The 12,214-nt window shown below is 71.6% G+C and carries 10 protein-coding genes and 1 rRNA gene; all 11 read right to left on the bottom strand.

The window, feature by feature from the left end:
• Positions 1 to 91 (bottom strand): 16S ribosomal RNA (locus GD748_RS19340); the annotation flags it as partial.
• 754 nt (positions 92 to 845) lie between these two features.
• Positions 846 to 2,432 carry a malate synthase A gene (gene aceB / locus GD748_RS19335; protein WP_152196878.1) on the bottom strand — a complete coding sequence of 529 codons (1,587 nt, stop codon included), beginning with the start codon at positions 2,430 to 2,432 and terminating at the stop codon, positions 846 to 848.
• Positions 2,433 to 2,505: 73 nt separating this feature from the next.
• Positions 2,506 to 2,994, bottom strand: coding sequence for a thioredoxin-dependent thiol peroxidase (gene bcp / locus GD748_RS19330; RefSeq protein WP_152196877.1), 489 nt, complete (start codon positions 2,992 to 2,994; stop codon positions 2,506 to 2,508).
• Between the two features lie 46 nt (positions 2,995 to 3,040).
• Positions 3,041 to 4,078: an allantoicase gene (alc, locus tag GD748_RS19325; protein ID WP_152196876.1), complete on the bottom strand. Its 1,038-nt coding sequence runs from the start codon at positions 4,076 to 4,078 to the stop codon at positions 3,041 to 3,043.
• Positions 4,075 to 5,454: an allantoinase AllB gene (gene allB, locus GD748_RS19320; RefSeq protein WP_152196875.1), complete on the bottom strand. Its 1,380-nt coding sequence runs from the start codon at positions 5,452 to 5,454 to the stop codon at positions 4,075 to 4,077. The genes alc and allB overlap by 4 nt, the downstream gene beginning before the upstream one ends.
• Positions 5,451 to 6,614 carry a glycerate kinase gene (locus tag GD748_RS19315; protein WP_152196874.1) on the bottom strand — a complete coding sequence of 388 codons (1,164 nt, stop codon included), beginning with the start codon at positions 6,612 to 6,614 and terminating at the stop codon, positions 5,451 to 5,453. Before GD748_RS19315 ends, allB begins: the two co-directional genes overlap by 4 nt.
• 5 nt (positions 6,615 to 6,619) lie before the next feature.
• Entirely contained in the window at positions 6,620 to 8,392 is a 1,773-nt protein-coding gene (gene gcl / locus GD748_RS19310; RefSeq protein WP_152196873.1) for a glyoxylate carboligase, read from the bottom strand.
• A 28-nt stretch (positions 8,393 to 8,420) separates the two neighbouring features.
• Positions 8,421 to 9,434, bottom strand: a complete 1,014-nt coding sequence (locus GD748_RS19305; protein WP_264372490.1) for a 2-hydroxy-3-oxopropionate reductase — start codon at positions 9,432 to 9,434, stop codon at positions 8,421 to 8,423.
• The gene (locus GD748_RS19300) at positions 9,343 to 10,152 is read right to left on the bottom strand and encodes a hydroxypyruvate isomerase family protein (RefSeq protein WP_152196871.1); all 810 of its coding nucleotides are present in this window, start codon (positions 10,150 to 10,152) and stop codon (positions 9,343 to 9,345) included. The genes GD748_RS19305 and GD748_RS19300 overlap by 92 nt, the downstream gene beginning before the upstream one ends.
• 101 nt (positions 10,153 to 10,253) lie before the next feature.
• The gene (locus tag GD748_RS19295; protein WP_152196870.1) at positions 10,254 to 11,501 is read right to left on the bottom strand and encodes a DUF6986 family protein; all 1,248 of its coding nucleotides are present in this window, start codon (positions 11,499 to 11,501) and stop codon (positions 10,254 to 10,256) included.
• A partial coding sequence (locus GD748_RS19290) for an NAD-dependent malic enzyme (protein WP_319593326.1) occupies positions 11,498 to 12,214 on the bottom strand: 717 nt, incomplete at its 5' end. The genes GD748_RS19295 and GD748_RS19290, both read right to left, overlap by 4 nt.

The raw sequence follows: 12,214 nt of genomic DNA, 5'->3' as shown, positions 1-12,214 counted from the left end.
CAACCCAGCAAGCTGGGCATCATCGTTCGACTTGCATGTGTTAAGCACGCCGCCAGCGTTCGTCCTGAGCCAGGATCAAACTCTCCGTTAAAAAAAGAACGCCAACCACCCACCAAAGCAGGCAGCCAACAAACAATACGGAGAAAACCCCCCGACCAAACAGACCGGGAAGCCAATCCAGGCATCACACCAACCAGCCCGACGGAGCAGACCAGCCAGCATGTATACCAAAACAAAACAAACAGACCCCAGGCACCACCCAAAACCCCACCACAACGGCAAGGAACCAGACGACACCCAGAATCATATGGCATCAAAAACTTGGCACACTGTTGAGTTCTCAAGAAACAGACACACACCGCCGAAAACCCAGGAAAACCACTCCCGAACCCGGACCGGGGCAACCTCTCAAACTTAACCTGTTCGACCTACCTCGTCAACTCGGCTGGTTTCCCCGCTCGTGTTGGCTCGATCACGCCGGCCAGGCTCTTCCAGAACTTCGCACAGTTGTATCCTGCGCTTCTTGTTCCGGAGATTTCCCGCGGGACCGGCCACCGTCTCGGTGTCCGTGCCTCCCTGGCGGGACTCGTAGATATTAGGCAGAGCGCGCGACGGTGGTCAAACCGCCGAGCCATGGCCTGCGTCACACGCTCACGCACGTGCTGCGCCGGCCGACGAGGGCCCGCGGATGTGGCTGCCGAGTCCCCACGCCCACGCGCGTGCGGTGCCCGCCTCACGCCACGGTCGAGGTTCGACCAAGAGCCGCCGGGCGTGCGGGCCCGCGCATGGCGGAGCTCGGGCCTGCGGGTCGACCGGTGGACCCGGAGGCACGGCGGCGCGCTGCGTCAGGCCATGCGCTCGTAGGCCGGCAGCGTCAGGAAGTCGGCGTAGTCGTCGGCCACCGCCACCTCCAGGAACGTCTGCTTCGCCTGCTCGTAGTCAGCCGGGTCGCCGGGCAGCTTGGCGATCTCCTCGTCCACGATCGTGTGGATCAGCTCGCGGGTCACCTGGTGGCCGGTGTCGGCAAGGACGATGTCGTTGTGCAGCCACTGCCAGACCTGCGACCGGGAGATCTCCGCGGTCGCGGCGTCCTCCATCAGGTTGAAGATCCCGACGGCGCCGAGGCCGCCGAGCCATGCCTTCAGGTACTGGATGCCGACCGAGACGTTGCTCCGAAGACCTGCCTCGGTCACGTCGCCGGGCGTGCTCGCCACGTCGAGCAGCTGCGACGCGGTCACGGAGACGTCCTCGCGCTTGTTGTCGATCTGGTGGGGCTTGTCGCCGAGCACCGACGTGAAGACCTCCCGGCAGACCTCCACCATGCCGGGGTGAGCCACCCAGGAACCGTCGAAGCCGTCGTTGGCCTCCCGTGTCTTGTCGTCGCGCACCTTGGCGAACGCGGCCTCGTTCACGGCCTCGTCCTTGCTCGGGATGAACGCGGCCATGCCACCGATCGCGTGTGCCCCGCGCTTGTGGCACGTGCGCACCAGCAGCTCGGTGTACGCACGCATGAACGGCACGGTCATCGTCACCGCGTTGCGGTCCGGGAGCAGGAAGTCCTTCCCGCGGGTGCGGAAGGACTTGATCACGGAGAACATGAAGTCCCACCGCCCGGCGTTGAGGCCTGCGGAGTGCTCCCGGAGCTCGTAGAGGATCTCCTCCATCTCGAACGCGGCGGGATAGGTCTCGATGAGCACCGTCGCCCGGATTGTCCCGCGCGGGATCCCCAGGGCGTCCTGGGCGATGTTGAACGCCTCGTTCCACAGCCGTGCCTCGAGGTGGGACTCCATCTTGGGCAGGTAGTAGTAGGGCCCGAGCCCCTTCTCGATCTGGCGCCGGCCGGCGGTCGCCAGGTAGAGGGCGAAGTCGACGAGCGAGCCGGAGGTCTGCTCGCCGTCGACGAGGATGTGCTTCTCGGGCAGGTGCCAGCCGCGCGGCCGCACGATGATCGTGGCCAGCTCGTCGTCGGGCTTGAGGGCGTAGGACTTGCCGTTCTCCGCCGTGAAGTCGATGGTGCGGTTGATCGCGTCGAGCAGGTTGAGCTGGCCGCCGACCACCGAGGACCACTGCGGGGTGTTGGCGTCCTCCTGGTCCGCCAGCCACGCCTTCGCGCCGGAGTTCAGGGCGTTGATCGTCATCTTCCGGTCGGTCGGCCCGGTGATCTCCACCCGCCGATCGACCAGCCCCGGCGCCGCCGGGGCGACCTGCCACGAGTCGTCCTCACGGATGTGGGCGGTCTCGGCCAGGAAGTCCAGGGTCCCTCCGTCGGCCAGCGCTGCCACCCGCTCCGCGCGGGCGTCCAGCAGCTCCAGCCGGCGAGCGTTGAGCCGACGGTGCAGGTCGGCGATCAGCTCGAGCGCCGTGGGCGTGAGCACCTCGTCGTAGCGCTCGCTCAGCTCGCCGGTGATGGTCAGGCCGTCCGGAGTCTCCATCGACGTCTCCAATTTCGTGATGCGGAATCCAAAGTCTTCCTAGCGGAAGGGTAGGTGAGGTCACACCTCTGGGTCAACGGTTGCGCGCCTCGCCGGCGAGCTCGGCGCGCAGCTCCGCGACGTGCCCCTGCGCGTCGACGTCGTAGCGTGCGACCTGCACCGTGCCGTCGGGAGCGATGACGAAGGTCGACCGGTGGACGCCGTCGAAAGTCCTGTCGCCCAGCGTCCGCGGTCCCCAGACGCCGTACGCCTCGGCCACGGAGTGGTCGCGGTCCGAGGCCAGCGGAAAGGTGAGTCGCTGGTCGTCCGCGAAGGCCCGCAGGTCCTCCACCGGGTCGGCGGAGACACCCACCACCGTGTAGCCAGCCGCGGCGAGGGAGGCGAGGTTGTCCCGGAAGTCGCACGCCTCGGTGGTGCAGCCGGGCGAGGCGGCCTTGGGGTAGAAGTACACGATCACCCCCTTGTCGCTGCCGGCCCGGAGGTCGGCGAGGGAGACCGTGCCGCCGTCGCCGGTCGGCAGGGTGAAGTCGGGCGCGGTGTCGGACTCCTGCAGTCGTGCCATCGTGTGCTCTCCTCGGTGACGGGCGCCGGCGGCGCGGGTCGGCGGGTCAGGGTCGGGTGGAGCCCCATCGCTCGCGGGCCTCGGCCAGGGCGGTCTCGCTCAGCTCGCCGAAGACGCGGAGCCGGCTGAGGCCGCCGTCGGGGTAGACGTCGAGACGGACGTGGGTGGCCTCGAGCGCCTCCTCGACGAGGAACCGGTGCCGCGTGTCGGCAACGACGCGCCGCCTGGCGACGATGTCGGTCCAGGCGTCGTCGTCGTCGATGTCTGCCGTCCGGGCATCGGCGGCCGACAGGCGCACCCAGCCAGGGGCGTTGCCGACGTAGTAGCCGGTGTCCACCTCGACGTGGCGGACGGTGCCCCGCTGGCCGAGGGCAAACACCGCGAAGTCGTTGCCCTCACCGCGGCGGCGGGCGTTCTCCCAGCCCTCGCCCATGTGGCGGGCGCGCCCGGGCAGGATGATCTGCGCCGGCGAGGAGTAGAAGTCGTCCGACGTGCGCACCAGGCGGCCGCCGTTCTCCGCGGCGACGAGATCGATGGTGCCGGCGAGGAAGCTCGGGTTCGCCACGACCTCGCCGTGCACCCGGAGCCGCGCGACGCCGCCGTCGGGGTAGATGGACAGGCGCACGTGGGTCCAGCAGCGCTCGTCGTCGACCTCATAGTAGTTCTTGCTGTCGCCCTCGCACGGCGCCTTCGCCACCAGGGTGGTCCACTCTGCGGCGACGAGCTCGGCGGTGGAGGGGTACCCCTCGATGTGCACGGCCTCGATGGAGATGTACGGCGGGTAGTTGCCGCGGAACCAGGCCGTGTCGACGACGACGCCGCGCACGATGCCGTGCGAGCCGAGGCAGACGATGGCCCAGTCGTTGCCGGGCTCGCGGCGCCGGCGGGTCTCCCAGCCGTCGTAGACCTTGCCCTTGTGGCCGAACTCGCCGGGGTCGAAGGCGGGCTCCCAGGCGTTGATGAGGTTCTCGCGCTGCGCGAAGAGCTCGTCGTTGGCCGCCACGACGCCCGCGCCGAGCGCGCGGGACGCGAGGTCGGTGAGCTTCGTGAACGCCGGGGCGCCGGGGTCTACCTTGGTGGTCATACCTCTCCTCTTCGAAGCAACGTCCCGGTGGGGACGTCGGTGATCGTGCGGCCGCGCAGCAGGGTGCGTCGCACGCGCCCGCTGAGCCGACGGCCGGCGTACGGGGTGATGGGATTCTTGTGGTGCAGGTGGGCGGGCTCGACGTCGAACGCCTCGTCGGGGGCGAAGACGGCGAGATCAGCGTCCTTGCCGACGGCGATACCGCCCTTGGTCGGCAGGCCGACCAGCGCCGCGGGACCGGCGGACATCCAGCGCACGACGTCGGTGAGCTGCAGGTCGCGGGCGCGGGCCTCGGTCCAGACGACGGCCAGGCCGAGCTGGAGCGACGCGACGCCGCCCCAGGCGTCGCCGAAGTCACCGGTGTCCAGCGCCTTGAGGTCCGGGGTGGAGGGCGAGTGGTCGGTCACGACGATGTCGATCAGGCCGTCGCGCAGCCCCTGCCACAGCCGGTCCTGGTTGCCGGCATCCCGGATCGGCGGGCAGCACTTGTAGGCGGTGGCGCCGTCAGGCACGTGCTCGGCCTCGAGCGAGAGGTAGTGGGGGCAGGTCTCCACGCTCAGCCGCACACCCTCCGCGCGTGCGGCGGCGATCATCGGCAGGGCGTCGGCGTTCGACAGGTGCAGGATATGGGCGCGCCCGCCCGTGCGACGGGCGACCTCGATGACCTGACCGATGGCGACCGACTCCGCCTGCGGGGGGCGGGAGGCGAGGAAGTCTGCGTAGTGCGGGCCGTGGGGCGCGGGTGCGGAGCCGATGACCGCACCGTCCTCGGCGTGGACGATCATCAGGGCGTCGGCCGTCGCGAGCTCCGTCAGGTCCGTCTCGAGCTCGGCCGGGTCGAGGTGGCCGAACTCGGGCACGCCCGAGTCGATGAGGAAGCACTTGAAGCCGAAGACGCCGGCCTCGTGCAGGGGCAGCAGGTCGTCGGTGTTGCCCGGCACCGCCCCGCCCCAGAAACCCACGTCGACGAAGGCGGACGGGCGGGCCGCGGCGCGCTTGGTCTCCAGCGCCTCGACGGAGGTCGTGGGCGGCACCGAGTTCAGGGGCATGTCGACGATGGTGGTGACGCCACCGGCCGCAGCGGCCCGGGTGGCGGAGGCGAACCCCTCCCACTCGGTGCGGCCCGGCTCGTTGACGTGCACGTGGGAGTCCACCAGGCCGGGCAGCAGGACCTCGTCGGCGGCGAGGTCGGTGACCTCCTCCGCCGCCAGGCCGGCGCCGAGCGGCTCGACGGCGACGATGACGCCGTCCCGGACGCCCACCTCGACCCCACGTTCCCCCTCGGGCGTGATGACGCGCCGGCCGCGGATCACCAGGTCGAGCCGGGCGCCGGGCGGGGCCGCCCGTCGGCCGGTCGAGAGGTCGGCAGTGCTCATTGCGCTCCTTCGGCGTGCCGCACCGCGGTGCGGGCGCTGAACCGGTCGGCGACGATGCGCTCGGCGAGCCGCTCGAGGAGCGGGCCTGCCTCGGCGATGCAGCGGGCGACGTCGGGCTCGACGTCGGTCAGCGCGTAGACGGCCTCGATGCCCGCGCCGGTGAGTTCGTCGGCGTCGAGGGTGGTGCGTCCACAGACCGCCACGGTCGGGACCGCGTGGGTCGCCGCGGCCTCGGCGACCCCGACAGGCGTCTTGCCGTGCAGCGACTGCCGGTCGAGACTGCCCTCGCCGGTGATGACCAGGTCGACCCCGTCCAGGCGTCGGTCGAACCCGGTGAGGTCGAGGACCACCTCCACCCCGGCACGACGCTCGGCGCCGATCAGCAGGCAGGCGTAGCCCACTCCCCCGGCTGCGCCGGCGCCGGTGGCGGCGGCGTGCTCGCGAGCGCCCGTCGCACCGGCGCGGGCGAGCGCGTCGACCCAACGGGTCAGGCCGTGCTCGAGGTCGGTGACGGCCGCGGCGTCGGCCCCCTTCTGGGGACCGTAGACGGCCGCGGCGCCGTGCTCGCCCAAGAGGGGGTTGTCCACGTCGCTCGCCAGGATGATCGTCGTGCTCGCCAGCTTCGGGTGGAGGCCGGACAGGTCCACGTCGGCGAGGTCGACGAGCGCACCGCCGCCGTCGGGAAGCTCACCGTCGGGCCCGGTCAGCCGGGCGCCGAGCGCCGCGAGCATGCCGGACCCGCCGTCGGTGCTGGCGGAGCCGCCGACCCCGATCACCACGGTGCGCGCGCCGCGCATCAGCGCGTGGTGGACGAGCTCGCCGAGCCCGCGGGAGGTGGCACGGCGGGCCGTGGCGTCGTCGGGTCGCACCATCTCCAGCCCGGTGACCGCAGCCATCTCGATGACCGCCGTCGTGCCGTCGACGGCGTATCGGGTGCGCACCGGCTCGCCCAGCGGGCCGGTGGCGCTGAGCTCGACGGCGGTGAAGCCGGCCGCCAGGGCGGCCTCCACGGTCCCCTCTCCGCCGTCGGCGACCGGCAGCTCGTCGACCTCCACGTCCGGCAGGGCACGGCGCAGGCCGGCGGCGAGGTGCGCGGCGACGGCCGATGCGGTGAGCGAACCCTTGAACTTGTCGGGGGCGAGGAGCACGTGAGTGGTCATGGCGCTCAGTCCAGCAGAACGAGGGCCGTCGGGGAATCCTCCGCGCTGAGGGCGAGATCCTCGAACTCGTTGACGCCGTCGAGCTCGACGCCCATGGCGATGTTCGTGACGCGCTCGACGATGACCTCGACGACCACAGGGACGCGGAGCTCGGCTGCCATGCCCTGCGCCTTGGTGAAGGCGTCGGCCAGGTCCTCCGGGTCGGTGACGCGCAGCGCCCGGCAGCCCAGCGCCTCGGCCACCTTGACGTGGTCGACGCCGTAGCCGCCGTTCTCCGAGTTGATGTTGTCGAAGGCGAGCGAGACGTGGAAGTCCATCTCGAAGGCCCGCTGGGACTGACGGATCAGCCCCAGGTAGGCGTTGTTGACGACGACGTGCACGTAGGGCAGGTGGTGCTGCGCCCCGACGGCGAGCTCCTCGAGCATGAACTGGAAGTCGTAGTCGCCGGAGAGCGCGACCACCGACGTCCCGGGCAGCGCCCGGGCGACACCCAGGGCAGCGGGTCCGGTCCAGCCCAGCGGGCCCGCCTGCCCGGCGTTGATCCAGTGTCGGGGTGCGTAGGTGTGCAGTAGCTGGGCGCCGGCGATCTGGGAGAGGCCGATGGTCGTGACGTAGACGGTGTCCCGGTCGAAGGCCCGGTTCATCTCCTCGTAGACCCGCTGCGGCTTGATCGGCACCTCGGTGAAGTGCGTCTTGCGGTGCAGGCTGCGCTTGCGCCCGGCGGTCTCGGCGACCCAGGTGGAGCGGTCCGGGAGCTGTCCGAGGTCTCGGCGTTCCCGGGCGACCTCGACGGCGAGGGCGAGGAAGGCTCCGGCGTCGGAGACGATGCCGTAGTCGGGCGCGAAGACCCGGCCGATCTGGGTGGGCTCGATGTCGACGTGGACGAAGGTGCGGCCGCGGCGGTAGGTGTCCAGCCCGCCGGTGTGGCGGTTGGCCCACCGGTTGCCGACGCCGAGGACGAAGTCGGACTCCAGGAAGGTCGCGTTGCCGTACCGCTGGGAGGTCTGGATCCCGACCATCCCGGCGGCGAGGGGGTGGTCGTCGGGGATCGCGCCCCAGCCCATGAGGGTGGGCACGACCGGCACGTCGAGGGTCTCGGCGAGCTCGACGAGCATCGCCTCGGCACCGGCACCGACGATGCCGCCGCCGGCCACGATCAGCGGACGTTCGGCCGCCTGCAGCATGTCCAGCGCCCTGGTGACCTGCGCGCGGGTGGCTGCGGGCCTCGTCACGGGCAGCGGCTCGTACGTGTCCGGGTCGAAGTCGATCTCGGTCATCTGGACGTCGATCGGGAGGTCGACGAGGACGGGGCCGGGCCGCCCGGAGCGCATGAGCTGGAACGCCTTGGCGAAGACGCCCGGCACCTGCGCCGCCTCGAGCACGGTCGTCGCCATCTTGGTCACCGGGGCCGCGATGGACGCGATGTCGACGGCCTGGAAGTCCTCCTTGTCGAGCTTGGCGACAGGGGCCTGGCCGGTGATGCACAGGATCGGCACGGAGTCCGCCCAGGCGGCGTACAGCCCGGTGATCATGTCGGTGCCCGCCGGGCCGGAGGTCCCGATGCAGATCCCGATGTTCCCGGGCGCCGCGCGGGTGTACCCGTCGGCCATGTGCGACGCGCCCTCGACGTGCCGGGCGAGGACGTGGTCGATGCCGCCGTGCCGGCGCATGGCGTCGTAGAACGGGTTGATCGCGGCACCGGGCAGCCCGAAGGCCTGTGTCGCGCCCTCCTTCTCCAGGATGGCGACCGCGGCGTCTGCTGCTCTCATCCGAGGCATGGGTCTTCTCCGGTTCCGGTCGGTGGGGTCAGGAGGTGCGGCCGGATAGCCGCTCGATGGTGCTGAAGAGGCCCGAGTGGTCCAGCCCGGCGTCTCCGGAGGCCTTGGCGGAGGCCATGAGCTGGGCGACGAGGGCGCCCACGGGGGCGACGACGCCGGCCTCGCGGGCCGCGGAGGTGAGGATGCCGAGGTCCTTGTGGTGGAGCTCGATCCGGAAGCCGGGCTCGAAGGAGCGGTCCAGCATCTTCTGGGCCTTCTGGTTCAGCACGGCGGACCCCGCGAGGCCGCCGCCGAGCACCTCGACCGCGGCGGAGGTGTCGACGCCGTAGGCCTCGAGGAAGACGATCGCCTCTGCGAGCAGCGCGATGTTGCCGGCGACCATGAGCTGGTTGGCCGCCTTGACGGTCTGGCCGGAGCCGGAGGGCCCGACGTGGACGACCGTCCTGCCGACGACGTCGAGCACCGGGCGGGCCGCGGCGAAGTCCTCGGCGGAGCCGCCGACCATGATCGACAGGGCGGCGTTCTTTGCCCCTGCCTCGCCGCCGGAGACCGGCGCGTCCAGCAGCCGCAGGCCCTTCTCCCGGGCCTGCTCGGCCAGCTCTGCGGTGACGTCGGGCCGGATGGTGGAGAAGTCGATGATCAGCGTGCCTGGTCCGGCGCCGGCGAACACCCCGTCCGCACCGGTCAGGACGTCGACGACGTCAGGTGAGTCGGGCACCATCACGGCCACGACGTCCGCGTCGGCGACCGCCTCGGCGATCGAGCTCGCCGCGGTGCCGCCGGCCTCGACCAGCGGTCCGGTCTTCTCCGGGGTGCGGTTGAAGCCGACGACGGCGTGCCCGGCCTGCTGCAGGTGGACCGCCATGGGGCTGCCCATGATGCCGAGTCCGATGAAGGCGATCGTGCTCATCTCAGGGATCCTTCCGGTGGTGCGGGGTCGGGTGGCTCGCTCAGGCGCGCTGCTCGCGGGGCAGCCAGCCGAACGGGTCGGGGTCCGCGCTCTGGTACTCCAGGCCGACCGGCCCGGTGTAGCCGCCGGCACGCAGGTCCTCGATCCAGTCCGTGATCGGCTGCGCACCGCTCCCGGGCACACCCCGCCCGGGGGCGTCGGCCACCTGCACGTGCGCGACCCGGTCGCGGTAGGTAGCGATCTCCGTCGGGACGTCGGCGCCGTTGGCGGCGAGGTGGTAGACGTCGAGGAGCAGCCCGAGGTTGGTGTCCCCGTGCTCCTCGACGACCCGGTCGAGGACGGCGACCGCGTCGGCCGAGGTCTTCAGCGGGTAGGCAGCGGCGCCGGAGAGCGGCTCGAGGAGGATCGTTCCGCCGACGCGTGCGACCGCCCTGGCGGCCAGCGCCAGGTTCTCGGCGCCGAGCGCGTCCTGCGCCGCCGCGTCGGCCCCCTCGACCCGGTTGCCGTAGAGGGCGTTGAAACCCTGGCAGCCGGTGCGCCCGGCGATGTCGGTGACGACGTCGAGGTTCGCGCGCAGCTCTGCGGATCGCTCCGGCAGGGAGATCAGCCCGCGGTCCCCGCCCGGCATGTCGCCGGCGTGGAGGTTCAGTCCCGTCAGCTGCACGCCGGCGTCACGGATCGCGCCGACGAAGGCGTCGACGTCGTCGGCGTCGGGCACCGCCACCGGGAACGGCCACCAGAACTCCACGCCCTCGAAGCCGGCGGCCCTCGCCGCGGCCGGGCGCTCGAGCAGGGGCAGGTCGGTCAGGAGGATCGAGCAGTTCACCGTGTACGGGAGGACCTGGACCATTCTCAGCCTCGTTTTCACAATCCGGAATCTGACTTCCTCGTGATGGAAGCGTAGACAAAGCCCCGTCTGCGGTCAACCACCCCGCCGTGCACCTCGGGCGGTCACCGCCGCCCGAGGAGCCCGTCGAGGTCGTCGAGGGTGAGTCCGGCGCTGTCCTGGAGCTCGCCGGCGCCGATCGCGCCGCAATCGAGGCCGCGACGCAGGAACCATGCCAGCGCCCGCGCGGTGGCCGGCTCGTCCAGCACCGCTCCCTCGGTGCGGGCGACGTAGTCCCGCAGCCGCCGGGCCGCCGCCGGCAGCCCCTCCCGGTAGAAGGCGTACGTCGCGGCGAAGCGGCTGGGCAGCTGGGCGGGGTGCAGGTCCCAGCCCTGGTAGAAGCCACGCTCGAGCGAGCGGCGCACGAGCCGGGCGTGCAGCGCCCAGGCCGCGCGGACCTGGTCGGCCGCCCCGACCGGCAGGACGTTGGTCGAGCCGTCCGAGAGCCGCACGGCGGTCCCGGCGACGGCCAGCTGCATGACCGCCTTCGCGTGGTCGGCCGCGGGATGCTCCATGCTCTGGTAGGCAGCGGCGATCCCGAGCGACGCCGAGTAGTCGTAGGTGCCGTAGTGGAAACCGGAGACCCGGCCGGCCCCGGCGTGGACCATGCGGGCGACGCCGGCCGTACCGTCGGCCGCGAGGATCGCCTGCGGGGTCTCGACCTGGACCTCGAAGCGGAGCCGGCCGGGGCGCAGGCCGCGCACCCGTTCGAGCTCGGCGCAGACCCCGACCATCGCCTCGACCTGCTCGACCGCCGTCACCTTCGGCAACGTCAGGACGAGCCCGTCCGGGAGATCGCCGCTCTCGGACAGCGCGGTGACGAAGAGGTCGAGGCTGCGCAGCCCACGGACGCGGGTCGGCCGTTCGAGGCACTTGAACCTGATGCCCACGAACGGGGTCGCCGTGCCGTCGTCGAGCTCGCGGCGCAGGGCTTGGGCAGCGGCGAAGACGACGGCGTCCTCGTCGTCGCCGTGGTCGCCGTAGCCGTCCTCGAGGTCGATGCGCAGGTCCTCGACAGGTTCGCGGCGGAGCTTGTCCTCGACCTGCGTCGCGACCTCGGCCCGAAGCGCCTCGGGCACCGCCGCGGCGTCGAGGAGCGCGGCGGTCCCGCCGGCCTGCTCGAGGGCGTCGAGCGCCTGCTCGCCCCACTCCCGGGACAGGCCCGCGTGGTAGCGGTCGGCGGGAACGTAAACGGTGTGCACGGGCTGACGCGTGCCGTCGTCGCCGGGGTAGGCCCGCGCCAGGTGCTCGTCGACGGGGGCGAGGCTCTCGTCGACCGCGCGCAGGACGGCGTCGTCCAGGGACGTCCTCATCGCGGCGCCCCGACGCCGGCCGGCTCGTCCGGGTGGTGCTGGCGCGCCTCGGCCTCCTTCAGCGCCTCGGCGCGGACGGCCTCGGCGACGGCCTCGGCGACGCGGGTGTCGAAGACGCCGGGGATGACGAAGGCGGGGTTGAGCTCGTCGTCGCCGACGACCTCGGCGATCGCCACCGCCGCCACCCGCAGCATCTCGTCGGAGATGTGCGAGGCACCGGCGTCGAGCAGTCCGCGGAACAGCCCCGGGAACGCCAGGACGTTGTTGATCTGGTTCGGGTAGTCGCTGCGCCCGGTCGCCACCACCGCCGCGCTCTGCCCCGCCTCGATCGGGTCGACCTCCGGCGTCGGGTTCGCCAGCGCGAACACGATCGCCCCCTCGTTCATCCGCGCCACGTCCGCACCCGTGAGGATGTCACCGGCCGAGACCCCGATGAACACGTCGGCGCGGGCGAGACCTTCCTTCAAGGACCCCTCGAAGCCCTCGGGGTTGGTGTGGTCGATGATCCAGCTGCGGTGCTCGTCCCCGTTCCGCGTGCCGGCGTGGAGGGCGCCGTACCGGTCGAAACCGACGATGTTCCGGGCGCCCTGCGCCATCAGGAGCTTGATGATCGCGGTGCCGGCGGCGCCGACGCCGGAGACGACGATCCGCACGTCCGCGAGCTCCTTGCCCACCACCTTCAACGCGTTGATCAACGCCGCCAGCACCACGAT

It is taken from the genome of Georgenia subflava (genome assembly GCF_009193155.1).
Taxonomy (GTDB): domain Bacteria; phylum Actinomycetota; class Actinomycetes; order Actinomycetales; family Actinomycetaceae; genus Georgenia; species Georgenia subflava.
Note: the sequence above shows the minus strand (reverse complement) of the source record. Positions and strands in the feature narration are given on the sequence as shown.